The sequence below is a fragment of the Pantoea piersonii genome (assembly GCF_003612015.1).
GTDB lineage: Bacteria > Pseudomonadota > Gammaproteobacteria > Enterobacterales > Enterobacteriaceae > Pantoea > Pantoea piersonii.
In genome coordinates this window covers 24,747-46,685 of the sequence record NZ_RARB01000002.1, presented here as the reverse complement: position 1 = coordinate 46,685, position 21,939 = coordinate 24,747, and the positions used below count along the sequence as shown (strand labels likewise).

19 protein-coding genes and 1 tRNA gene are annotated in these 21,939 nt (G+C 57.6%); 4 read left to right on the top strand and 16 right to left on the bottom strand.

Annotation, left to right across the window (positions count from 1 at the left end; translation table 11 throughout):
* Positions 1 to 197: 197 nt before the first annotated feature.
* The 3 genes from fadJ to D7S44_RS06030 form a co-directional block, all read right to left on the bottom strand.
* Entirely contained in the window at positions 198 to 2,312 is a 2,115-nt protein-coding gene (gene fadJ / locus D7S44_RS06040; RefSeq protein WP_120453008.1) for a fatty acid oxidation complex subunit alpha FadJ, read from the bottom strand.
* Positions 2,312 to 3,622 carry an acetyl-CoA C-acyltransferase FadI gene (fadI, locus tag D7S44_RS06035; RefSeq protein WP_120453006.1) on the bottom strand — a complete coding sequence of 437 codons (1,311 nt, stop codon included), beginning with the start codon at positions 3,620 to 3,622 and terminating at the stop codon, positions 2,312 to 2,314. The genes fadJ and fadI overlap by 1 nt, the downstream gene beginning before the upstream one ends.
* Before the next feature lie 161 nt (positions 3,623 to 3,783).
* On the bottom strand, positions 3,784 to 4,080 hold the full coding sequence (locus D7S44_RS06030; RefSeq protein WP_120453004.1) for a YfcZ/YiiS family protein: 297 nt from the start codon (positions 4,078 to 4,080) through the stop codon (positions 3,784 to 3,786).
* A gap of 361 nt (positions 4,081 to 4,441) precedes the next feature.
* On the opposite strand from D7S44_RS06030, the gene fadL reads away from it, so the two are divergent.
* Positions 4,442 to 5,725: a long-chain fatty acid transporter FadL gene (gene fadL, locus D7S44_RS06025; protein WP_120453002.1), complete on the top strand. Its 1,284-nt coding sequence runs from the start codon at positions 4,442 to 4,444 to the stop codon at positions 5,723 to 5,725.
* A 236-nt stretch (positions 5,726 to 5,961) separates the two neighbouring features.
* Here fadL and mlaA read toward each other — a convergent pair whose 3' ends face one another.
* From mlaA to ccmA, 10 genes are read right to left on the bottom strand one after another with little or no spacing between them, the layout of a single operon-like run.
* Positions 5,962 to 6,726 carry a phospholipid-binding lipoprotein MlaA gene (gene mlaA / locus D7S44_RS06020; protein WP_120453000.1) on the bottom strand — a complete coding sequence of 255 codons (765 nt, stop codon included), beginning with the start codon at positions 6,724 to 6,726 and terminating at the stop codon, positions 5,962 to 5,964.
* Positions 6,727 to 6,761: 35 nt separating this feature from the next.
* On the bottom strand, positions 6,762 to 7,973 hold the full coding sequence (gene ccmI, locus D7S44_RS06015; RefSeq protein ID WP_120452998.1) for a c-type cytochrome biogenesis protein CcmI: 1,212 nt from the start codon (positions 7,971 to 7,973) through the stop codon (positions 6,762 to 6,764).
* On the bottom strand, positions 7,970 to 8,428 hold the full coding sequence (locus D7S44_RS06010) for a cytochrome c-type biogenesis protein (protein ID WP_120452996.1): 459 nt from the start codon (positions 8,426 to 8,428) through the stop codon (positions 7,970 to 7,972). Before D7S44_RS06010 ends, ccmI begins: the two co-directional genes overlap by 4 nt.
* A complete protein-coding gene (locus D7S44_RS06005; RefSeq protein ID WP_120452994.1) occupies positions 8,425 to 8,979 on the bottom strand; it encodes a DsbE family thiol:disulfide interchange protein in 555 nt (184 codons plus the stop codon). The genes D7S44_RS06010 and D7S44_RS06005 overlap by 4 nt, the downstream gene beginning before the upstream one ends.
* On the bottom strand, positions 8,976 to 10,934 hold the full coding sequence (locus tag D7S44_RS06000; protein ID WP_120452992.1) for a heme lyase CcmF/NrfE family subunit: 1,959 nt from the start codon (positions 10,932 to 10,934) through the stop codon (positions 8,976 to 8,978). The genes D7S44_RS06005 and D7S44_RS06000 overlap by 4 nt, the downstream gene beginning before the upstream one ends.
* Positions 10,931 to 11,416 carry a cytochrome c maturation protein CcmE gene (ccmE, locus tag D7S44_RS05995; protein WP_120452990.1) on the bottom strand — a complete coding sequence of 162 codons (486 nt, stop codon included), beginning with the start codon at positions 11,414 to 11,416 and terminating at the stop codon, positions 10,931 to 10,933. Before ccmE ends, D7S44_RS06000 begins: the two co-directional genes overlap by 4 nt.
* On the bottom strand, positions 11,413 to 11,646 hold the full coding sequence (gene ccmD / locus D7S44_RS05990) for a heme exporter protein CcmD (RefSeq protein ID WP_120452988.1): 234 nt from the start codon (positions 11,644 to 11,646) through the stop codon (positions 11,413 to 11,415). Before ccmD ends, ccmE begins: the two co-directional genes overlap by 4 nt.
* Positions 11,643 to 12,383, bottom strand: coding sequence for a heme ABC transporter permease (locus D7S44_RS05985; protein ID WP_120452986.1), 741 nt, complete (start codon positions 12,381 to 12,383; stop codon positions 11,643 to 11,645). The genes ccmD and D7S44_RS05985 overlap by 4 nt, the downstream gene beginning before the upstream one ends.
* A gap of 59 nt (positions 12,384 to 12,442) precedes the next feature.
* A complete protein-coding gene (ccmB, locus tag D7S44_RS05980; RefSeq protein ID WP_120452984.1) occupies positions 12,443 to 13,102 on the bottom strand; it encodes a heme exporter protein CcmB in 660 nt (219 codons plus the stop codon).
* On the bottom strand, positions 13,102 to 13,719 hold the full coding sequence (gene ccmA, locus D7S44_RS05975) for a cytochrome c biogenesis heme-transporting ATPase CcmA (RefSeq protein WP_120452982.1): 618 nt from the start codon (positions 13,717 to 13,719) through the stop codon (positions 13,102 to 13,104). The genes ccmB and ccmA overlap by 1 nt, the downstream gene beginning before the upstream one ends.
* A gap of 243 nt (positions 13,720 to 13,962) precedes the next feature.
* Here ccmA and D7S44_RS05970 point away from each other — a divergent pair, with 243 nt between their 5' ends.
* The 3 genes from D7S44_RS05970 to D7S44_RS05960 all read left to right on the top strand — a co-directional run bounded on the left by D7S44_RS05970 (position 13,963) and on the right by D7S44_RS05960 (position 16,365).
* On the top strand, positions 13,963 to 14,880 hold the full coding sequence (locus D7S44_RS05970) for a formate/nitrite transporter family protein (protein WP_120452980.1): 918 nt from the start codon (positions 13,963 to 13,965) through the stop codon (positions 14,878 to 14,880).
* 75 nt (positions 14,881 to 14,955) lie between these two features.
* Positions 14,956 to 15,030 (top strand) — tRNA-Arg (locus D7S44_RS05965).
* A 162-nt stretch (positions 15,031 to 15,192) separates the two neighbouring features.
* Positions 15,193 to 16,365, top strand: a complete 1,173-nt coding sequence (locus D7S44_RS05960) for a tyrosine-type recombinase/integrase (RefSeq protein ID WP_120452978.1) — start codon at positions 15,193 to 15,195, stop codon at positions 16,363 to 16,365.
* A gap of 329 nt (positions 16,366 to 16,694) precedes the next feature.
* Here the strand turns inward: D7S44_RS05960 and D7S44_RS05955 are convergent, their stop codons facing one another.
* From D7S44_RS05955 to D7S44_RS05945, 3 genes are all read right to left on the bottom strand, one after another.
* Complete coding sequence (locus D7S44_RS05955) at positions 16,695 to 20,108, bottom strand: TipJ family phage tail tip protein (protein ID WP_120452976.1); 3,414 nt, start codon at positions 20,106 to 20,108, stop codon at positions 16,695 to 16,697.
* 63 nt (positions 20,109 to 20,171) lie between these two features.
* Entirely contained in the window at positions 20,172 to 20,915 is a 744-nt protein-coding gene (locus tag D7S44_RS05950; RefSeq protein ID WP_120452974.1) for a phage antirepressor KilAC domain-containing protein, read from the bottom strand.
* A 72-nt stretch (positions 20,916 to 20,987) separates the two neighbouring features.
* The gene (locus D7S44_RS05945) at positions 20,988 to 21,725 is read right to left on the bottom strand and encodes a BRO-N domain-containing protein (RefSeq protein WP_120452972.1); all 738 of its coding nucleotides are present in this window, start codon (positions 21,723 to 21,725) and stop codon (positions 20,988 to 20,990) included.
* Between the last annotated feature and the right edge of the window lie 214 nt (positions 21,726 to 21,939).

Here is a 21,939-nt window from a genome sequence, read left to right as displayed (position 1 = left end):
CGCTGTTGTTTGTCGATATCGCCCGGCGCGGAGGCGCCTGACTCTTCATTCTGCGAATGAACGCTGTGTTGTACCCCAATGACTTGAGTATAGTCAACCGGTTGTTTATTAAATAAGCGCTTCTCAGATTGGCGCCGCGCCGCCTGCTTCGGCGGCGCTTTTCTAACCCGCTGAATCGGTACGGTTATTCCATTCAGTCAGGAAATGTAAAATTTCCTTTCCTGCTGTTCCATCTGCAGCAGCCCCTCGCAGGGGGCGAAGTGGTCGCCATACTGACCCATTAACGCGCGTAAGGTTTGTACAATATTTGCCGCACCGCGCCGGTCCATATAGCGGAACGGGCCGCCGAGAAAAGGCGGAAAGCCGATGCCGAATACCGCGCCGACGTCGCCGTCGCGCGCGCTGCGGATCACCCCTTCATCCAGGCAACGCGCCGCCTCGTTAAGCATCATCATCATGCAGCGCTCGGCGATCTGCTGTTCATTCTGTTTCGCCGCAGGCTGCAGCCCCAGCAGCTGATAGAGCGAGGGATCGGGCTTTTTGCCGCGCTGCCTGCCGCCATACAGATAGAAGCCTTTACCGTTTTTCCGCCCTTTGCGATCGTCCTTCAGCACCGCTTCAAACGCGGCGGGCGCGGCGAAGCGTTCGCCATACGCCTGATGCAGAACCGGCGTGATCTTACTGCCGACGTCAATGCCTACCTCGTCCAGCAGCTGAATCGGGCCGATGGGGAAACCCGCTTTTACCAGCGCGCGATCGATATGCTCAATGGGCTCGCCTTCCAGCAGACAGCGCATCGCTTCATTTATGTAGGGCGCGAGGATGCGGTTTACATAGAATCCGGCGCGATCCGCTACGACGATGGGCGTTTTACCCTGCTTTTTCGCCAGCGCAACGGTGGTGGCCAGCGTCTGCTGCGAGGTGCCGCTGTGCGGGATCACCTCCACCAGCACCATTTTTTCCACCGGACTAAAATAGTGCAGCCCGATAACGTTTTCCGGCCGCTGCGCCTGCGCGGCGATATCCGCAATGGGCAGCGACGAGGTATTAGAGGCGAAAATGGTATGCGGCGCGCAGTGCGTTTCTACCTCGCGCACCATCTGCTGTTTGAGCGGCAGATCTTCGAATACCGCTTCAATCACCAGATCGCGCTGCGCAAAGCCCTGATAATCGATGCCGCCAGTGATGCGCGCCATCTGCTGCTGGCGCTGCGCCGCGCTGATATGCCGCCGTTTTACCTTTTCACTCAGTCCATCCCAGCTGGCTTTCAGCGCATGGTTGACGCCCTGCAGGTTGATATCCTTGATGCGTACCGGCAGACCGGCATTAATCGCCGTTACGCTGGCGATACCGCCGCCCATCAGGCCGCCGCCCAGCACGCCGATCTCTCTTAGCGCGCGCGGTTCGGCATCCGCCCCCCGCTCTTTTTTCATCGCCGTGCTGGCGAAGAACAGACTGCGCAGCGCCGCGGATTCCGGCGTCATCGCCAGTTCGCCGAACGCGCGCGCCTCAGCCCGGTGTCCCGCCTCGCTGCCCTGCTCAATGCCGGTGCGCACCACGTCGATAATGCGCTGCGCAGCCGGATAGTTGCCGTGCGTTTTACGGGCGGTTTCGCGCTGCGCCAGCGCGAAGAACGCATGGCGCGCCAGCGGCGCCTGCATGACGCGGTCACGCAGCGGTAGTTCGCGGGCGGTATGCCTGCCCTTCAGCACACGCGCCACCGCCGTTTCCAGCAGAATGGCCTGAGGCACAGCATCATCCACCAGCCCCAGTCTGCGCGCCTGTTTTGCCCGCAGGGTTTTGCCGGTCAGCATCAGCGGCAGCGCCTGTTGCAGCCCCACCAGCCGCGGCAGACGCTGCGTGCCGCCCGATCCGGGCAGCAGCCCCAGCTGCACTTCCGGCAGGCCGAGCCGGGTTTTATCGTCCAGCGTACAGATACGCGCATCGCAGGCGAGCGCCAGCTCCAGCCCGCCGCCCAGGCAGGCGCCGTGAATCGCCGCCACCACCGGAAACGGCAGCGCCGCGATCGCCGCCATCGCCTCCTGTCCCTGGCGCGCCAGGGCCTCAGCCTCCTGCGCACTGCGGCAGTCGGCGATCATGCTGATATCGGCGCCGGCGATAAAGTTATCCGGCTTGCCGGAGATGAGCACCAGGCCGGCCAGTTGCGTATTGCGCCGCGCCTCGTCAATTACCGCCGCCAGCTGCTGCGCAAAAGCCGCGCGCAGCGTATTCATTTTTTCGCCCGGGACGTCGATAACGATGACGCCGACCTGATCCTGCCGCATCTGTAAAGAGAAAGCGCTCTGCTCCATTATTCCGCCTCCAGAACCATTGCCGCGCCTAAGCCGCCTGCGGCGCAGGCGGTAACCAGCCCCAGCCCGCCGCCGCGCCGCCGCAGTTCATGCAGTGTTTGGGTGATCATACGCGCGCCGGTGGCGGCGAAAGGATGGCCGTAGGCGATTGAGCCGCCGAGAACGTTAAAACGCTCTTCATTGACCTCGCCCAGCGCGTGCGGGCGGTTGAGTTTTTCGCGCGCGAAGCGTTCGTCACTGAAACAGCGCAGATTGCAAAGCGTCTGAGCGGCAAAGGCTTCATGCATATCGATCAGCGTTAAATCGCCAAGCGCGACGCCAGCGCGAGCCAGCGCCAGCGGCGAGGCGTAGGCAGGACCGAGCAGCATGTCCTGTTGAACGTCAGTGGCAGTAAAAGCGTAGCTGCGCAGGTAGCCCAGCGGCGAGAGGCCCAGTTCACGCGCGCGTCCTTCGCTCATCAGCACTACCGCCGCCGCGCCGTCGGTAAGCGGCGTACTGTTGGCCGCCGTAACGCTGCCGTGCTGGCGGTCAAATGCCGGACGCAGTCGCGTATAGTCTTCGATTTTCGCCGCCATGCGCACGTTATTGTCCTGCTCAATCGGCGCTTTCCACGGCGGCGCGAAGGCGGGCATCACCTCCTGCTGCAGTACGCCGGACTGCCAGGCGCTGGCGGCGCGCTGGTGCGACCGTAGCGCCAGCGCGTCCTGCGCGGCGCGGGTAATGCCGTGCGTTTTCGCCATCTGCTCCGCCGTATCGCCCATGCGCAAACCGGTGGAGTACTCGGCGACGGCGGGCGGCACCGGCAGCAGATCGCGCGGCCGCAGCCGACGCAGGATCTGCATCTTCTGGCCGACGCTGCGCGCTTTGCTGAGGTCGAGCAGCGCACGCGCCAGGGTTTTGCTGACGCCGATCGGCAGTACCGATGAGGAGTCCGCGCCGCCTGCAATACCCGCTCTGATAGTGCCCGCCATCAGGCTTTCCGCCACGTTGGCGACCGCCTGAAAGCTGGTGGCACAGGCGCGGCTGACGCTGTAGGCGTCGGTGTGCACGCTCAGCCCGCTACTGAGAACAATCTCCCGCGCGATATTGGGCGCTTCCGGCATCTGGATAACCTGCCCGAATACCATCTGTTCTATTACCTCGACCGGCAGTTCGCTGCGCGCCATCAGTTCGCTTACTACCATCCGGCCGAGCTCCACGGCGGGAATGCCATGAAAACCTGTTGCCTGGCGCAGGAACGGCGTGCGAAGTCCATGAGTGATGGCGATACGATCGCCCGCACGCGTCAGCAACGGCTGCGCTTTGCTCATCTTTTTCACCTGTGAAAGTTGACCGGGCATCATCGCCCTGAGAGGTCTGACCTGATCCACAGTGTTAACGACAAGCGGGCGTGCCGCCAATCAGGAAAGAAAAAAAGTGCGAGGGGAAACACGAAAATGAAAAACGCCGTTTAGCAACGGCGTTCAGAGGCTTAGCGCAGGCCCAGCTGAAAAATCAGGGTTTCGGCCTGGCAGGCGAAGGTGAAACTGATATCAAGCTGCACACCGTTGTCGCGCTCATCGAAGCGGGCGTCGATCTGGCAGGGGTCAGATTCAACCTGCCGCGCTTTTTTCGTCAGGCTCGCCAGTTTCGCTTCGGCTTCGCTACGCTGCGCAAACCATTCTGACCAGGTGGCGGTACAGTCGCTGTTATCCATCACGGTGCCGACATCCACGCAACAGCAGGCAGCAGTTTCATTAGCGCTGCATTTATTCATGGTATTGGTCATTGTTTTCTCCTGGGAATAAACCGGTTAGCGATCTGGATTAACGGCCGAAATTTTACGCCTCCCGCTAAAAATGCGCCATGAGAGTCTCGCTAAGTGACGAATATCACAATAAAATTTGATCCAAAACAAATTAGAGTCGCTATGCTGCTCTTAGTCCCGCCCGTTTTGTTAAGCAGATCGAAATTTTGCAGATCAATTCAGAAATATTTTAAAAACAATATTGCAACATCTACACAGGTCAGACCTATACTTGCCGCACTGGTCTGATTTGTCAGCTTCTGGTCAGTCCCTACAATCCGCCGACCCTTGTTACGCCATGTAACAATTACAGTTAAATAATAATTCATATGAGGTTGTGGTCATGAGCCATAAAAACCTGTTCGCAAAGTCAGCCGTGGCGGCTGCAGTGGCGCTTGTCTCTTCACACGTATACGCAGCGGGCTTTCAGCTTAACGAATTCTCCTCTGCTGGGCTGGGTCGTGCCTATTCCGGCGAAGGTGCGATGGGCGACACTGCCGCATCGGCCAGCCGCAACCCGGCGACGATGGCGCTGATGGATCGCCCGATGTTTTCCATCGGCGCGGTTTTTATCGATCCCGATGTCGATATTACCGGCAACAGTCCGACCGGCCGCAGCCTCAACGCCAGTAATATCGCGCCGACGCAGTGGATCCCCAATCTTCACTATGTGCAGCCGATTAACGATCAGTGGTGGGTCGGCGCATCCGCAACCTCAAACTATGGGCTGGCGACGGAATTCAGCGATGACTATACGGCGGGCGGTTACGGCGGCAAAACCGACCTGATGACCGCCAACTTTAACCTCAGCACCGCTTACCGTCTTAACGAGCATTTCAGCTTCGGCGTCGGTTTTGACGCCGTTTATGCGCGCGCCAAGATTGAGCGCTACGCGGGCGAGGCGGGCACGGCGCTGGGCTTCCCCGCCGATACTCAGGTCGCTCATCTGAAGGGCGACGAGTGGGGCTACGGCTGGAACGCAGGCATTCTGTATGAAGTGGATAAAAACAACCGCTTTGGCTTTACCTATCGTTCGGAAGTTAAAGTCGATTTCGACGGCGACTATAAAAGCAGCCTGCCCACCGCCGTTAACCGCATCAATCAGGCGGCCAACTTAGGGCTGCCTTACGCCACCGGCGGCTCGACCATTCCGGGCGCGCTGACGCTAAACCTGCCTGAGATGTGGGAAGTGTCCGGCTGGCATAAAGTGGCGCCGCAGTGGGCGGTACACTACAGCCTGGCCTATACCAGCTGGAGCCAGTTCCAGGAGCTGAAAGCCACCGGTTCAAGCGGTCAGACGCTGTTCTATAAAGATGAGAGCTTTAAGGATGCCTACCGCATCGCACTGGGCACCACCTATTACTATGACGATAACTGGACCTTCCGCACCGGTATCGCCTTTGATGACAGCCCGGTTCCGGCTGACAAGCGTTCTATCTCTATTCCGGACCAGGATCGTCTCTGGCTGAGCGCGGGCGCCTCTTACGCCTTTACGCAGGATGCCTCAGTGGATGTGGGCGTCTCTTATATGCATGGCCAGCACGTCACGGTGCAGGAAGGCCCTTATACCTTTAACTCTGTAGGTAAAGCCTGGCTGTACGGCGCGAACTTCAACTATAAGTTCTGATAGCTGAAGTGAGTGAAAATGGCGACCTCAGGGTCGCCATTTTTGTTCAGGCAGGGAGCCGATGCGAGTGGCATGGGCCGATCGCAAAGACGCAAAAAGCGGCATCCATGCCAGCTCGGCCCGGGCCTTCCCTGGCGCGGGACGCTTTGCTCTTCTGCCCATGCCACTCGCGTTTTACGTTCGGTGCACGCAAAAAAATGGCGACCCTGAGGTCGCCATTGCATCTGTTGCCGCCGTTACTGCGCGTCGATATCTTTTAAATCGTCCTGAATCGCGCTGGCGTTCGGATTCTCTTCCGGCTTCAGCCGACCGCCGTTCGCCAGGAAATCATGACGCTGGAAATAGGCGTTGCGAATAAAGGCATAGGGATCCGACTGCTGCTTCAGCAGCGCATCGGAGTCGAGCAGCTGCGCGCGCGTCTCCACCCCTTCCAGCGTCCACTTAGCGATAGACATCGGCCAAGTCAGCCAGCCGAGCACCGGATAGAGCGTATCCACATAGTCGCCGCCATCTTCGCGAATGGTGAAGCTGCCGTAGGCTGGCAGCTCGACGTAAGGTCCATAGCCGACGCCGTAGTGGCCGAGCGTGCTGCCGAAACGGTGCGGCACTTCACGCGCCAGCTCCGGGTTCGCCTTGCCCGCGACATCGATAAAACCGCCCAGACCCAGTATGGAGTTCAGGAAGAAACGGGTGAAGTGAATGCCCGCCTGGCGCGGCTCGCCTACCAGAATCGAGTTCACCATACTAGCCGGCTCTTCCAGGTTGCCGAGGAAATTGCTTAAACCGGTACGCGCCGGTACCGGCACGTAATCGCGCCACGCCACCGCGACAGGGCGCAGCACATATGGATCCAGCACGTTGTAGTTAAAGTTAAACATCGTGCGGTTAAAGCCTTCAAGCGGATCGCTGCGCTGCGCAGGCGCCTCGCTGTCCGGCTTTGAGCTGGCGCATCCAGCCAGCATGACACTGGCCAGGACCAGGCTGGTCAGGCGGTAAGCCATTGTTATCTCCCTGTGCGGTTTAATGATGTATCGCTTCAGGGCTGCTGTTGATTAATCTCCACAGCCATGTGCTGATGACCGTCCCAGGGCGTTAACGCGCTCAGACCAAACCAGTCGCCCGATTGCGGACTGGCGCTGCCGTCGCGGGAGATACGCACCCGAACCTGTACCTGATGCTGCGCCGAAAGCAGGCGCTCCGGCATCATGGCGTTGCTGTCATCCAGCGTAAGCGATAACGGAAAGTGGCTCAGCGGCAAGCGCTTAACGGCCACGGGCACCGGTGAAACACCGTCAGAAACAGAAATATACATTACTCCGCCCGGCGGTAACATTTTTTCTGCCTCCGGCGTCAACGTCACCGTCAGCGCCAGCTGCGTATTCTGCTGGCCCGCGTCGGTTTTTGCTTGTTCAATGCTGCGCTCGATCATCGCGCGGCGTTGATCCTCTGCCGGGATCTGTTTCAGCATAGCCTGCCAGGCGCTGATAGCCTGATCATACTGCTGCTGTTCATAGGCGTTAAAGGCCAGCAGGCCGAGCGTACGCAGATTGTTGCCGTCATCTTTCAGCATATCGCGCAGCATCAGGCCAGCCTGACGGTTATCCTGCGGATCGCTGGAGCGCGTCAGTACTTCAGCATAGTCCTGTTTCAGCGTAAGGTTGTTGGGTGCGAGCTGCAGCGCATGCTCAAACGCCTGGCTGGCGCTGGCGGCGTTGTTCAGCACCATGCCGAGACGTCCCAGCATGGTCCAGTCGTTAAGGTTATCCGGCTGCGACTGCAGCGCGGTACGCAGGCCGAGCTGCAGACGCGCCAGCTCCTCCATGGTCAGCGGTTTCGCCTGCGGATCCATCACCCGCGCACGCAGCGCCGGATAATCCTGCTGCACCTGCATCCAGCCAGCAACCTGCGCCAGCCCGCCGCTTTTCAGATACATGCCGAGCGACACGGCGATAAGCACCACGACGCCGGGCAGCAGCGCCAGACGGCTGCTGGCGCGCGACGGCGCGGCCCCCTGCTGCGGAATATCGGTCAGCAGCGTCTGCTGCAGCTCGCTGACCATCGTGGCGCGCTCGCCGATAACGCCCTGCGCCTCATCCTCTTCCAGCTCGCGCAGGCGCTGATGATAAAAATCGGTATTAAGGCGATCGCGATCGGCCTCGCTCGACTGACGCTGACGCCATCCGGCGCCGAGAAACAGGGCGCTGGCGGCCGCCAGCAGAATAATAATGCTTAGCCACAAAGCGGTCATTTCAGCTTCCCGTCGCGTTTAAGTATCGCCGCAAGGCGCTGTTGATCGGTATCGTCCAGCTCGCTGCGCGTTTTACGCTGGCGGCTGCGCAGGATAATAGTCAGGCCGCCCAGCAGCGCGAACAGCGCCGGGCCGACCCAGAGGATCAGCGTCGACGGCGTCACCGGTGGCTCATAGGTGACGAAATTGCCGTAGCGCGCCACCATATAGTCGATAATCTGCTGGCGGCTCTGGCCCTGCTTCATCAGCTCATAGACCTTGAGGCGCATATCCGCTGCGATCATCGCGTTCGAGTCGGCGATGCTGTTGTTCTGGCATTTCGGGCAGCGCAGCGAGCCGGTCAAATCGCGATACTGCTCTTCCTGCGCCACGGAGTCGAACTGGTAAGTATCGATCGCCGCCCACAGGCTGAAGCTAAACAGCAGACCGCAGAGAATAAGAAGAACGCGTTTCATACGCCCTCCTTGCTGTATTTCCGCCACAGCGGCAGCACTTCCTGCTGCCAGACGCGCGCGTTCAGGTCGCCCGCGTGGCGATAGCGGATAATGCCGTTGCCGTCGATGAGAAAGGTTTCCGGCGCGCCATAAACGCCGAGATCCAGCCCCAGCATGCCGTCGCCGTCATAAAGGCTGAGCGCGTAAGGATTACCCAGCGAGTTAAGCCAGGTGACCGCTTTAGTGCGATCGTCTTTATAGTTCAGCCCCACCACGCGGATGCCCTGCTCCGCCAGCGTGTTCAGATACTGATGCTCCGCGCGACAGGTCGGGCACCATGTCGCCCAGACGTTCAGCAGAATCGGTTTGCCGTCGTTCAGGATCTTCTGGTCGTAGATCTTGCCGGGCCGATCGAGCGCTTCCAGCTTAAACAGCGGCACCGGCTTGCCGATCAGCGCCGATTCAAGACGCGTCGGATCGTCACCGCTGGCGTTACGCGACAGCTGCCAGAGCAGCGCCGCCGCCAGCAGTAAAAAGAGAATCAGCGGAATAAAGAGGATTTTTTTGTTCATGCCCGTTCCTCCCGCGCAGCTTTTTTCCGCGAGCGGTAACGCGGATCGAGCAGACAGAGCAGGCCGCCGACCGCCATAAACACGCCGCCGAACCAGATCCAGCGCACAAAGGGTTTGTAGTAGATACGCACCGCCCAAGAGCCGTTATCCAGCTCTTCGCCCAGCGCGGCGTAGAGATCGCGGGTAAAGCCGCCGTCGATCGCCGCTTCGGTCATCATGATGCGCGCAGCGGTGTAGAAGCGTTTTTCGGCGTGCAGCACCGCTTCAGGCTTACCGTTGCGGCTGACGTCGATAATGCCAACGCCGCCGCTGTAGTTCGGGCCCTGCAGGTTATGCACGTCGCGGAACACAAAGTGATAGCTGTGAATATCGACGCTGTCGCCCGCTTTCATGCGCACGTCGCGCTCGACGCTGTACTGCGTGCTGAAGGCGATGCCGATCACCGTCACGCCGACGCCGAGATGGCCCAGCACCATGCCCCAGTGGCTGCGCGACAGATGACGCAGGCCGCGCAGCAAGGAGTGACGATGGGTGGCGCGCTCGTGCAGTTCCATCAGCGTCAGCACGATAATCCACACCGACATCAGCAGCCCAACCACCGTCATCGCCTCAATGCGATCCTGCAGCAGCCAGGGGAGCAGAATCGAACAGGCCAGGGTCACTGCCAGCGCCAGCGCCAGCCGACGCCACAGCTTCTGCGGCTCGTCACGACGCCAGCGCACCAGCGGCCCGATGCCGAGCATCAGCGCGAACGGCGCCATCAGCCAGCTGAACATGGTGTTAAAGAAAGGTTCGCCCACGGAGATGCTGCCGAGGCCGAGCTGCTTATGCACCAGCGGCAGCAGCGTCCCGAGCAGCACCACCAGCATGGCGGCGATCAGCAGCACGTTGTTGCCGAGCAGAAAAGATTCACGCGACCAGGTTTCGTTCTGCACCCGACTGCGCACTTGTCCGCCCTTAATGGCGTAGAGCAACAGCGAGCTGCCGATAACGATCACCAGGAAAGCGAGGATAAACATGCCGCGCGCCGGGTCGGAAGCGAAGGAGTGCACCGACACCAGCACGCCGGAGCGCACCAGAAAAGTCCCGAGCAGGCTGAGGGAAAAGGCGGTAATCGCCAGCAGCACTGTCCAGGCCTTAAAGGTGCCGCGTTTTTCCGTGACCGCCAGCGAGTGCATCAGCGCGGTGCCCGCCAGCCACGGCATAAAGGAGGCGTTCTCAACCGGGTCCCAGAACCACCAGCCGCCCCAGCCGAGCTCATAATAGGCCCATGCCGATCCCAGCACGATGCCGATGGTGAGAAACACCCAGGCCGCGGTGGTCCAGGGCCGCGACCAGCGCGCCCAGGCGGTATCCAGCCGTCCTGCCATCAGCGAGGCGATGGCGAAGGCGAAGGCGACCGAGAAGCCGACATAGCCCATATAGAGCAGTGGCGGATGGAAGATCAGGCCGATATCCTGCAGCATCGGGTTGAGATCGCGCCCGTCGATGGGAAAGTCTGGCAGCGTGCGGGTAAAGGGATTTGAGGTAAGGATAATAAACAGCAGAAAACCGAGATTGATCATCCCCATAACCGCCAGCACGCGCGCCAGCGCATCCTGCGGCATGCCGCGGCTGAAAATCGCTACCGCCAGCGTCCAGGTACTGAGCAGCAGCACCCACAACAGCAGCGAACCTTCATGCGCGCCCCAGGTCGCGGCGATGCGGTAATAGACCGGCAGCAGCGTATTAGAGTTGGCGGCGACATAGGCGACGGTAAAGTCGTTGACCACAAAGGCGTGCACCAGCACCAGGAAAGCGGCAGCGATGCAAAGAAACAGCCCGCTCGCCAGCGGACGCGCCAGCCCCATCAGGCGGCCATCCTGGCGTAGCGCGCCCCACAGCGGATAGACGCTTAACAGCAGCGCGATGCCCATCGCCAGGCAGAGCAGAAAACTTCCAATCTCAGGCATCATGACTGCGTTCTCGCCTGTTCCGCCAGCGCCTGCGGGCTCTTGTGGTTCTTCTTCATCGCATCCTCGATTTCCGGCGGCGTATATTTCTCGTCATGCTTCGCCAGCACCTCTTTGGCGTTGATCAGATTGCCCTCTTCCAGCACGCCCTGGGCGACGACGCCCTGCCCTTCGCGGAACAGGTCCGGCAGAATGCCTTCGAAGCTGACGCTCACCACGCCGTTGGCGTCGTAAAGCTTAAAGGAGACCGCAAGCGTATTCGGGTCGCGCTTCACGCTGCCCGGCATCACCATGCCGCCGACGCGCAGGCGCTGCCCCGCCTCCGGCTTCTGATGATCTTCCCCTTTGCCGTAAAGAATTTCACTTGGGGTGTAGAACAGGTCGATATTGGAACGCAGCGCATACATGACCAGTGACGTGGCGAGGCCCAGCCCCACCAGTATCGCGATGACAACGTACAGGCGCTGACGACGACGGGTATTCACATTGGATCTCCTGCCGCTTCACCGGCGGCCTGTTTCATTTTCGCCGAACGGATGCGGCGCTCCCTGGACTGACGCTGGCGGATCTCGGCCAGCAAGCGGCGACGCTGCAGCAGCGTATGCAGCAGCAGCGCGCCAAGCGAAATAAGGGTGCAGATCACCGCCAGCCAGACGTAAAAGGCGTAGCCGCCCATCGCAAAAAAGGCAGAAAGGGAAGAGAAAGCGGGCGTCATGCTTTACGACCTCCGTTAGCGATCTCCGCGACCCAGGGGCGGTGACGTTCGGTGTAGAGAATGAGATTGCGCAGACGCATCAGCGTCAGCGTGATGAACAGCATCAGATAGCCGAGGATCGCCCAGCGCAGCGGCGTGCGCATGCTCGGCGCGATCGCCTGCTGCAGAATGCCCGACGATCCCTGATGCAGGGTATTCCACCACTGCACCGAGAAGTGAATAATCGGCAGATTGATAACGCCGACCAGGATCAGAATGCCTGCGGCGCGTCCCGCCGTGCGGCGATCGTCAAACGACTGATAGAGCGCCATCACGCCCATATAAAGGAAGAGCAACACCAGCTCCGACGTAAGGCGCGCGTCCCAGATCCACCAGGTGCCCCACATCGGCTTGCCCCAGGCGGAACCGGTGATAAGCGCGATAAAGGTAAAGACCGCGCCGACCGGTGCCATCGCGGTCGACACCAGGTCGGCCATCTTCATCTGCCACACCAGCCCGGTAAAGGCGGCGACCGCCATCGCTGCGTAAACGCCCATCGACCACATTGCCGCCGGAACGTGAATATACATAATACGGAAGCTATCGCCCTGCTGGTAATCAGCCGGCGCGAAACCGAAGCCCCACACCCAGCCAAGCAGCAGCGTCGCCGCGCTCGCCACGGCAAACCAGGGAATTAAACGTCCGCAGAGCTGATAAAGCCGCTCCGGCCTCGCCAGCTGATGTAACCATTTCCACATGTTGCATTGCTCACAGGTTAAAAAATTAGCATTCCCGACATGTCTGATGCATGTGCGGTTCAGTGCAGCGCGATACGCAGCGCGGCGGCGGTGGCGAACGGCGCCAGCGTCGCGCTGGCTGCCAGCATTGCGCCGAGGATCGCCAGATAACCGCCGATCGGCAAGCCCTGCCCCGCCGCGTCGATCGCCGCGCTGGCGAAAATCAGCACCGGCACCGCCAGCGGCAGGACCAGCAGGCTCAGCAGCACGCCGCCGCGCCGCAGCCCAACCGTCAGCGCGACGCCTATCGCGCCGAGAAAGCTGAAGGTCGGCGTGCCAAGCAACAGCGTCAGCGCCATCGCCAGCCAGCTGTTGAAATCGAGCGACAGCAGCAGCGCCGCCAGCGGCGACAGCAGGATCAGCGGCAGCCCCGTCACCAGCCAGTGGGCGATCACTTTACCCAGCACGGTGACCGGCAGCGGCGTCGGCAGCAGCAACAGCTGCTCCAGCGAACCGTCGAGAAAATCGTCGCGAAACAGCCGCTCCAGCGCCAGCAGTGATGATAGCAAGGCGGCAACCCAGACCACACCCGGCGCGATGCGCGCCAGCTGCTGCGGCTCCGGTCCGATACCGAGCGGAAACAGCGTTATCACAATCAGAAAGAACCAGAGCGGGTTAACCACCTCCGCACCGCTGCGAAAGGCGATGCGCAACTCGCGCTGAATAACGCGCAGGGTCATCAGATTAGCTCCGTGCCAGTAAGCCGTATTTTACGCACCTGCGCATGGCTTTTTGGCAGATCCTGATGCGTGGTGAGAATAACCGCTCCGCCCTTATCGGCATGTTGCGTAAAACGCCTCATTAATTTTTCCACACCCTCTTTATCTATCGCCGTCAGCGGCTCATCCAGAATCCAGAGCGCGGCGTCGCTGAGCCAGAGCCGGGCCAGCGCCACACGCCGCTGCTGTCCCGCCGAAAGTTGCGCCACCGGCACCTCTTCATAGCCCAGCAGATCGACGCACTCAAGGGCATCAAATATCTGCGATTCGGCGCGGTCCGGATGATAAAAGCGCAGATTTTCCAGCGGCGATAGTACCGCTTTTACGCCCGGCTGATGACCAAGAAAAAGCAGGCTTTGATGCCACTGTTCGCGCTGTTGCCGTACAGGCTGGTTTTGCCAGCGCACCTCACCCTCTTCCGGCCGGCTCAGCCCGGCCAGCAGGCGCAGCAGCGAGGTTTTTCCCGCGCCGTTCGGCCCTTCGACCTGCACGATATCGCCTGCCGCCACTTCGAACGACAAACCCTGAAACAGGATGCGTTCATCGCGAACGCAAGAGAGATTAATGACTTCGAACATGCAGGAGGTGTCGCGCCTGGTAAAAAGAGGCCAGGATAATAGCACAAGGTTGTTATGGTCCGAAGCCCATGCCGTGCGGCGCGGCGCGCCAGGCTTGATGGTTATGCCTCTTCCGCAGCGAATATGCCTAATAAATAGCCAGCGTTAAAACTTTGTAACGCTTCATCGGAAAGCCAGTTACATTTCGCCCCCGCCAAAACAGACTACGCTTATTGCGCGCAGCAATAATAACAAGGAGTAAACATGAAACCTTCCCCATCTGTTCACCAGGATGAAAATGATGTCGACAGCGAAGAGAAAGAACAAGGCACTGAAATCGAGGTAAATGAAGACGCCCTGCCCTCGCGCGCGGCGGCGATACATGAAGAGATCCGCCAGGATGGTGAAAAGGAGCTGGAGCGTGACGGCATGGCGCTGCTCTGGTCAGCGATTGCCGCTGGCCTGTCGATGGGTGCCTCGCTGATGGCGAAAGGGATTTTCCACGTGCATCTCGACGGCCTGCCCGGCGCTTTTCTGCTGGAAAACCTCGGCTACACCTTTGGCTTCGTCATTGTCATTATGGCGCGCCAGCAGCTCTTTACCGAAAACACGGTGACGGCGGTATTGCCGGTGATGCACAAACCGACGCTGGGCAATATCGGCCTGCTGCTGCGGCTGTGGGCGCTGGTGCTGCTGGGCAACCTGATCGGCACCGCGCTCGCCTCGCTTGCCTTTGCGGAGATGCCGATTTTTGACGACGCCACGCGCCACGCGTTTAGCACCATCAGCCTGAAGGTGATGGAAAATACGCCCGGCGAGATGTTTGCCAATGCGGTGATCTCCGGCTGGATTATCGCCACGATGGTCTGGATGATGCCGCAGGCGGGCGCCACCAAGCTTATCGTGATCGTAATGATGACCTGGCTGGTAGGGCTAGGCGATCTGGCGCATATCGTGGTGGGTTCGGTGGAGGTCCTTTATCTGGTCTTTACCGGGCAGGTTAGCTGGCAGGCGTTTATCTGGCCGTTCGCGCTGCCGACGCTGCTCGGCAACCTTACCGGCGGCACGCTGATTTTCGCGCTGATTAGCCATGCGCAAATCCGTAACGATATGAGCGAGGCGGCGAAAGAAGAAGCAAAATCGAAGCAGCGTGAAGCGAAGCAGCAGGAAGAGCAGCGCTAAGCTGTTGAGAAAATGAGCAAACGCGCCGCTGTTGGGTTATTCTTGCGGCGCATTTACGCTATACTGCGCGCCGCCGTCCCCTTAGTTAAATGGATATAACGAGCCCCTCCTAAGGGCTAGTTGCAGGTTCGATTCCTGCAGGGGACACCATTGTGACCTGAACCCGCCTCCACCGACACGAACAAACCCCCTGCCCGCCTTGATTTCAGGCCTTTCTGAGCACAACTGACACGAACCCTCAGGCATTGACTACGCCGGTTTTTTGCGGGCATATTGTGGGCATAACGTAACCACACCCGGAGTTATGCCCACATGCTTACGGTAAAGCAGATCAACGCCGCTAAACCTAAGGATAAGTCATATCGCCTGGCTGACGCAGGAGGCCTGTTTCTGTTTGTCCCGCCCACCGGAAAAAAGGTGTGGCGCCTCCGCTACCGGTTTGACGGCAAAGAGAAAACGCTGGTCATTGGCCCATGGCCGCAGATATCCCTGACAGAAGCGCGCGCGCGCCAGTCGGAAGCGAAAATGAAACTGCTGGCTGGCGTGGATCCTGCTCAGCAGAAACAGGCCAGGAAGAAGAAAGAGAGGGCACCGGATGCCTGGACCTTTGCCGGCATCTTTAAAGAGTGGTATGCCCACAAATCTGTCGTTTGGTCGGAAAGATATGCAGCCGAACTGCGCCGCATGTTTGAGAATGACATTCTGCCGCTCATGGGTCATATGCAGATGGACGAGATTGAGCCGCTGGAGGTGCTGAAGGTGATCCGCCTGTACGAAGATCGCGGCGCAATGGAGCGGGCAGACAAGGCAAGGAAACGGTGCGGAGAGGTGTTCAGGTATGCAATTGTCACCGGCCGGGCCACATACAATCCGGCGCCCGACCTGCTCAAGGCTCTCAAAGGATACAAAAAGAGGAACCATGCCTTTCTGCCGATGAACCGCATACAGGCGTTTCATCGTTCTCTGGAAAGCTATGCCGGCGGCGTGGTGGCAAAAAATGCCGCCCTCATTCTTCATTATACAGTGCTGAGAACGGCAGAACTTCGCTCTATGAGGTGGGAAAACGTCGACTTTGAAAACCGCCTTATTGTTATTGACGCGGAGATAATGAAAAACCGACGCCTTCATGTTGTGCCGATGTCAGATCAGGTTCATGCGCTGATGATTTCAATGAAGAAGATCACCGGCCATGGTGCGCTGTGCTTTCCGGGCAGAATAAACAAGAATAAGCCTATCAGTGATAACACCATCCTTGGCGTTATCCGCCGTATTGGCTATGAAGGTCAGACAACCGGGCACGGTTTCCGACACCAGTTCAGTACGGTGATGAATGAATATCAGTGGCCGGCAGATGCGATTGAACGTCAGCTGGCGCACCTTGACCACAACAAGATGCGCACGGTCTACAATCACGCTCAGTATCTGGAAAAACGGCGCGAAATGATGCAGTGGTGGGCAGACTGGCTTGATGACAACCTGGAGTAAATTGCCACAGGTGCTGACCTTTGAGTCTTCACTTAAGGAGATTCAGAAATGGACGTATCACCCCGCACTGTTATTGCACTCAATGTTATTTCATCCGTTGCGCTTGTTATCGGTGCCGCCTTATATCTGAACTGGATTTGAGGCTTGTCGCACAGACTACCGGCCAGTCTGACAGGGGATTTGTCTGCCGCTCGCTGTTTTATGAGAGACTGGTGAACTCAACGGGTGAAGAGCATCCGGCTTTGCTGGTATTCAGTCTCCTCTTATTGTTTCAGGGTCTGGCTGCATAGCCTGCCCGGCTATTCAGAGTGATCGCTCAGCACGGTTTATTATATTTCTCCGCTGGTAACAAACGATCGGCCAGCGCGATAGGCCGTAAATTTTGGTGCCTCGCCAGGAGGAATATAACAGTAAACACGGCCAGACCGGTTACTGTTACCTACGAACATGATTAACTCGTGCACATGCGACCGGCCGATCGCCGGCAGGTTTATTCCGTTTATTTTGTAACTCATGCCAGGAGCATGTCCATTATTACCGGTATCTGCATAACTGAGCTCAACATTTGTGTATAACTCACCGGTATAATAATGCCGGATAATTAACTTAAACTGCTGCCGTTGATTCAGAGCCCGCGCAATCAGTGTCAGATTTGTATCCAGAATACGGTCAAATGACTCGCCAGCAATTCTGAACAGAACATGTCCTCCCTTTTTATCTGACCAGCTAAAGGCGCCTTCGGGCAAATCAACCCCGCCAGACTGAACATTAAAAATGTCACCTGTGATCTGTCTGGCATCCAGTACACCTTCAATGATGCAGCTGTCTTTTATGACGACATTATCCAGCTCACCCCTGACTGCCGTTATGGTCCCACTGATATCAGCATCCCTTGCCGTCAGTTTGCCATCAGGCGTGAGTGCAAAAGCTGGCGGATTGCCGCTGCTGGTAATGCTGACTGCACGCAGGTATCTGATGAGCGCTTCACGGAAATAGATCTGGTCGTGTTCAATAACCAGTGCGGGCACGGTGTTTCCGTTTTCCGGGTTCACAAACGCCACGCGATCGGCGGCCATCAGGATCTGACTCTGCATCCCCTCCGGTTTTTCCTCAACCCCCATGCCAAAGCCAGCCATGCAGTACTGACCGTTTTTCATCTGCTCAAGCCTGACGGACCACTGCGAATTCAGCCGTCCTTCCGTGTCTTTCCAGCTCTTTTCAATTTTCCCGATTTTAGCTGCGCCCTCTGACAGCTGGTCCATTTTTGTCAGCAGGCTTTTTCCCAGATGGGTATCGCTGATTTTTCCTTTATAAAATGCCAGATAGTCTTCCGCTTTATCACTCGGACTGGCGGTCTGTTCGGTGAAAGCCGATTTGCCCAGCGCGTTTACGCTGCGAATATAGAAGTAGTGAACATTGCCCGGCATAAGACCATCTTTTATCCAGCAGCTTCCTTCTCCAAGGTATTGCGCCTGAGATTCGGCCTGTTGCGCGTCAGCGAGCCGGGTTACGGCATACCAGAATTCATAACGTGTCGTGGCGTCATAAATGGCCTGATGCGGTACCAGCGTGACCTGGAAATAGCCGGGTGTAACGTCGATGGATACGGGAGGTTCAGGCGCAACAACAGTAATGTCGACAGAGACAGGTTCGCTTTTCTGCCCGGCCTCGCTGACTGAGCAGATGCTCAGCGTATAGCACCCCGTTTCTGGCAGAATGAACGCACATTCAGGCCGGTCAGCTGTGTTGCTGAAGACCAGGAATTCTGAGGCGTCATGTCCGCGTATGACCCGTACGTCAAAGTGTGCGCTACCGGATGTCCGTAGAGTTTCCCACCGTGCGATGGCATGAATGTGGCCGGATAAGGCGCTGACGCTGACACGAAGATGCCTTACAGCGGGCGGTAAAATTGCGTGCCCGCTGGCCGGTAGTTCTGAAAAATGCTTGCCTTCGTCTACCCGTGCCTGTTTTTCCGGGCAGTGCTGCAGCGCGGTTACGGCATAGCCGCCGTTTTCGCTTTCACGAATAGCCACACAGCGAAACAGGCGCGGTCGCAGCCCCGGCAGTTTCAGTCCCCAGACGCTGAGCGACACCATGCCTTCAGGCAGGTTATCTACTTCGACACAGTCAGGTTCGGGATGGCCGGTCACGATGACGGTGAAAGGCTGCCCGGCCTCATTCATCAGATTCAGCGTGGCACGCCCCTCTTCTGGAAGAGACACAGGCCGGTCAAGCCTGAGTAGTTTCCTCTCAGGCTCTGCGGCAATGATCCGGCCACCGGTCGCTGTCCCGGCATAATCGTTGTCGCAAATTTCGAAGATATCACCAGGGATATGACGCAGCCCTTCTGCCCCCACACAAAAATCGACGGTCTGGGTTTCCAGCAGTTCGGTCTGGATGATCCATAAGCCGGTCCGGTGTGCCTGACCGCGGCTGGTACAGCCAAACGCATCGACCTTCAGCAGGTTACGCCCGTATCGCTTTATGGCCTCGCGGTCTTCCACCAGCTCTACAGAAGGCTGCCAGTTATTATGTGGATCGATGAAACGCACCTCGACTGCGTTATGGCGGTCCTTCAGCGCGCTGAAACTGTAATGAAACTGACCGCCGGCCACGCTGGCACTGGTGTAGGTCCAGACAACGTCTGAAGGCGCATCCTGAATAAACGTCAGACGCTGGCCGTTCCATACGGGCATGCAGCGCATCATGCTGCAGAAATCACCAATGACATTGAACGCCTTCCGCTGCAGCGTCAGCCACGCGTTGCAGCGGATGCGGGGCTCCAGCCCGCCATAGCCATCACTGACCTTTTCATCACAATAGCGGGCAATGTTATAGAGTGCCCACTTGTCTGTATCTGCAATACCCATTCTCTGACCCAGACCATAGCGTGGGTGCATCAGCAGGTCATACAGGCACCAGGCCGGGTTGTCCGTCCAGGACTCTTTAAACTCCCCATTCCAGCGCTCTCCGGCATAACTGCGCGTCACGGGGTCATAGTTTGCCGGCACCTTTACCAGGCGCCCCCGCATCAGGTAATTGCGATCCGCGCGCTGATTACCTGACTTATCTGAATCAATTTTCAGGCCCGTCACGGCAGTATGGGGATAGCATTGCCGGACATCGGTGATTTCTGTATATGATGACCAGAAGGTCTTATTGAACAGCCGGTTACCCGTGCTGTCAGGCGTACTACGCGTTACGCGAACGTCAAAGGGCGCAGCCGGCAGGTCTTCAAGGATCACCGAAAACGCAAACGGCTCGTGCGTGCATCCCTTCACGGTAATGTCTTTTTCCGTTTTCCAGCCTGCAGGATGCCGGATAAGAATATGCAGGGTGACTGACGCATCCTGCGTTTCGCCTTTCCTGTTGACTGAAAAAAGCTGTCGCACGCCCAGCGTCAGCCGAAGCCGGTCTGTTTCCTTACCTTCCACCGTGCGCGTGACGGCATATTGCGCGGTCACGTCAGCATTGATCAGCTTTTCCCGGGCTGATGCCTCAAATTCCTTTAGCGGTGGCTGATCCGCCGTTCCTGCGTGAAAGCGCATACTGACGCCCTGCACGTTCACCTGACCGTCTGGCCCCAGCACAGGCGTGCCATTAATCAGCACGCTTTTTAAACCGTCAACGAGCCCGGCAACGGGGCCTTCGCTGATAACATCTATTACGCTCAGTACCTGAGAGGAGCGAAGGTTGTCCGGTTTGTCGTGCGGCGTTTTATCATGGTGATGGAAGAAGCTCATTATGCCCCCCAAATAAAAAAACCCGCCGAAGCGGGTTGATTTTCTGACTATGAACCGGGCTATTCAAGCCGCGACAGTTTTCATGCTGAGAATTTTAGACAGCTTTGCCAGGCCTTTTGCGGTAACAAGAACCTGCTCAACGACTTTTTCACTGCCGTCTGAACGTTCTATGACGATAACTTTGTGCTCCAGCACGCCAGCCTGGATGCGATCCTGATACGCCAGCCATGCTTTTCCACCAGTGCGGCGGTATATCCAGTGGTTTTCAGACAACATTTTGAAAAGCGATTTCGGCTGGATTTGCAGGTGTTTAGCAGCGTCAGTAATGCACATGCTGCCGTGGGCTTTTGCGATGCGGTCAAGCGCCTCAACATCAGGCTTCATGTTTTCAAGCTGATGTTCAAGCGCGATGACTTTTTCACTATACGACAGCAAAGTGCCACGAAGAAACGCGGCATCATTCAGCGCAGCCAAAGGATCAAACGCTGGCTGACTCATTGCCTCCAGTTTATCAACCAGTGAGCGACGAACCGCTTTTGACTCACGGGCAGCCACGCGAAGCGCCTGCTTGATGGTCATTTCTATGATGTCAAAAGGCCGCCCACCATTACTGCCAGAAGGTTTTGCACTTTTTGTGTAAAACTCCCCCTCAAGCTCATCTTCGACCTTTTCGATAAACTTGTTATTGCGAACCTCTGGCTCACAACACTGCTTGCGCGCTTCATTGACCATTGCCAGCAGGGACTGACTGTCGATGGTTTTCTCCGTGACAACGGATCCGCGCACTGTTAAATTATCTGTAAGCATTGATTGATACCTGGTCGTTTTAATTGATGTAGACCGCCAGCGCCAACTGGCGGTTTTTTCTTTTGCGCTGTTCTAAGCGCCAAACAATGATGCGTACTTCCCTAATCTCAACTTGTTCAGTATCTGCCAGTCGCGGTTAGCCTCCCCTGAAATATCAATATGCAACGTTTCACGTTCGAGCATGGCGCGGGCATTGTTGAGGGTCTCAACGTAAAGATGCGGCATGGTGCTGAATTCAGAGGCAAGTCTGTGTTCAGCTACTCTGAGCAGCGGCGCAATATCTGCAATATTTCCCATCATATTCACGGAATGACTCCATAGCAGGCAAAGAGTGCGCAGTTCCTCATCCGCGAACTGTCTGGATGGAACCGGCTTACCTTCCTCGCGCTCAAGAATATCCAGCACCCAGCGGCGAAACTCTTTTGCAACTGATGTTGTGGCAAACATGGCAATCAGATGACAGCCGCGAAGTGAGAACACACGGACGCTTTTTTCACGTAACTTATTGTTTATTCCATTGGTCATCATTTTGATGACCATTGACATCCTGCTGGTAAACTCTTTCGCGTTTCGTGAGTAAATCGTCGAAACGCTTTTACTAGATGCATATCCAAGGGCTTTTGCAATATCTGAAGAAGTTAACCAAATTCCGTCTTCTACACGAATAGGTACTAATGCAACATTGTGGAAAGTTAGCTCGGTGTTCTGTAAAATTTTCATGTCGATATATCCTTCGCGGGATTTGCTCGATAAGAGGCCCAGGGTGTTAGCGCACTTCTGGGCTTCGTTATTTTTACTGGATAACCACATCGCTTCTCCCCCCTAGCTTGCTCAGTAAATCCATGCGATATGATATTTCTGCCTGGATCGGGCCATGATAGCGTTTAGCTGAATCTCGGATATGGCTCTCAGCCCTACCTACAAAACGAACTTGGCGTGACTTGATAGGTGAAACACTTTCGGACATCATGAACTCCTCTTGTCTTCTCTACATAAAAATTCACATGAACTTTTAGAGATATTA

Bases quoted from the DNA above. Each gene is read 5' to 3' on its own strand.
- fadJ (WP_120453008.1), bottom strand. From the start codon at position 2,312: ATGGAGCAGAGCGCTTTCTCTTTACAGATGCGGCAGGATCAGGTCGGC.
- fadI (WP_120453006.1), bottom strand. From the start codon at position 3,622: ATGAGCAAAGCGCAGCCGTTGCTGACGCGTGCGGGCGATCGTATCGCC.
- D7S44_RS06030 (WP_120453004.1), bottom strand. From the start codon at position 4,080: ATGACCAATACCATGAATAAATGCAGCGCTAATGAAACTGCTGCCTGC.
- fadL (WP_120453002.1), top strand. From the start codon at position 4,442: ATGAGCCATAAAAACCTGTTCGCAAAGTCAGCCGTGGCGGCTGCAGTG.
- mlaA (WP_120453000.1), bottom strand. From the start codon at position 6,726: ATGGCTTACCGCCTGACCAGCCTGGTCCTGGCCAGTGTCATGCTGGCT.
- ccmI (WP_120452998.1), bottom strand. From the start codon at position 7,973: ATGACCGCTTTGTGGCTAAGCATTATTATTCTGCTGGCGGCCGCCAGC.
- D7S44_RS06010 (WP_120452996.1), bottom strand. From the start codon at position 8,428: ATGAAACGCGTTCTTCTTATTCTCTGCGGTCTGCTGTTTAGCTTCAGC.
- D7S44_RS06005 (WP_120452994.1), bottom strand. From the start codon at position 8,979: ATGAACAAAAAAATCCTCTTTATTCCGCTGATTCTCTTTTTACTGCTG.
- D7S44_RS06000 (WP_120452992.1), bottom strand. From the start codon at position 10,934: ATGATGCCTGAGATTGGAAGTTTTCTGCTCTGCCTGGCGATGGGCATC.
- ccmD (WP_120452988.1), bottom strand. From the start codon at position 11,646: ATGACGCCCGCTTTCTCTTCCCTTTCTGCCTTTTTTGCGATGGGCGGC.
- D7S44_RS05985 (WP_120452986.1), bottom strand. From the start codon at position 12,383: ATGTGGAAATGGTTACATCAGCTGGCGAGGCCGGAGCGGCTTTATCAG.
- ccmB (WP_120452984.1), bottom strand. From the start codon at position 13,102: ATGACCCTGCGCGTTATTCAGCGCGAGTTGCGCATCGCCTTTCGCAGC.
- ccmA (WP_120452982.1), bottom strand. From the start codon at position 13,719: ATGTTCGAAGTCATTAATCTCTCTTGCGTTCGCGATGAACGCATCCTG.
- D7S44_RS05970 (WP_120452980.1), top strand. From the start codon at position 13,963: ATGAAACCTTCCCCATCTGTTCACCAGGATGAAAATGATGTCGACAGC.
- D7S44_RS05960 (WP_120452978.1), top strand. From the start codon at position 15,193: ATGCTTACGGTAAAGCAGATCAACGCCGCTAAACCTAAGGATAAGTCA.
- D7S44_RS05955 (WP_120452976.1), bottom strand. From the start codon at position 20,108: ATGAGCTTCTTCCATCACCATGATAAAACGCCGCACGACAAACCGGAC.
- D7S44_RS05950 (WP_120452974.1), bottom strand. From the start codon at position 20,915: ATGCTTACAGATAATTTAACAGTGCGCGGATCCGTTGTCACGGAGAAA.
- D7S44_RS05945 (WP_120452972.1), bottom strand. From the start codon at position 21,725: ATGTGGTTATCCAGTAAAAATAACGAAGCCCAGAAGTGCGCTAACACC.